Source organism: Streptomyces olivaceoviridis (assembly GCF_014650115.1).
Classification (GTDB): Bacteria; Actinomycetota; Actinomycetes; order Streptomycetales; family Streptomycetaceae; genus Streptomyces; species Streptomyces olivaceoviridis.
The window spans coordinates 1-674 of sequence record NZ_BMUI01000125.1; the positions used below are offsets into that span (position 1 = coordinate 1).

Here is a 674-nt window from a genome sequence, read left to right on the forward strand (position 1 = left end):
TTCTGTGTTGCGTGTGTATTGGGAATCATGGGAGGACGTGAAAAACGAATGTAATTACTACACAAGATGTGGGGGATAACATCTAAGAGTCGTGAGCGGTTTATACAGCTACTCCAGCGCCAACGTTTGCACCAGCGTAGATGGGACCAACGGGGCTAGCAACATTGACACCAGCTCCAACGTGGGCTCCAGCGCCAATAGGGGCCACACCAACATTTGCATCGACATTAGCGCCAACTCCGACTCCAATGGGACCCACGACGCCAGCTCCTACGTTGGCACCGGCGTTGACACCGGCTCCAACACGAGCCCCGACATCTACGTTCGCACCGGCGTTTACACCGGCTCCAACACGAGCCCCAGCTCCTACGTTGGCACCGGCGTTGACACCGGCTCCAACACGAGCCCCAGCACCAACACCGACTCCCGCATGGGCGCCTGCATTGATACCGGCTCCTGCGAGACCGCCGAGGCCGACACCGACGTTGCCCATGACGTTGCCGCTGATGCCCGAGGCGAGATCTGTACTGCCCGAGAAGATACCTCCAATTCCTGCACCGAGGCCTCCTCCAACATTAACATCGGCGTTAGCTCCGAATCCTAGACCTCCGAGACCAATTCCAGGGATCATGCCACCACCATTTCCGAAACCTCCAACAGCTGGGCCAGATGGG

At 58.2% G+C, this 674-nt stretch carries 1 protein-coding gene; it reads left to right on the forward strand.

Annotated features, from left to right (window positions below; all coding sequences use genetic code 11):
* The first annotated feature begins 181 nt into the window (after positions 1-181).
* The gene (locus IE273_RS45595) at positions 182-604 is read left to right on the forward strand and encodes a hypothetical protein (protein WP_189820564.1); all 423 of its coding nucleotides are present in this window, start codon (positions 182-184) and stop codon (positions 602-604) included.
* The last annotated feature ends 70 nt before the right edge of the window (positions 605-674 follow it).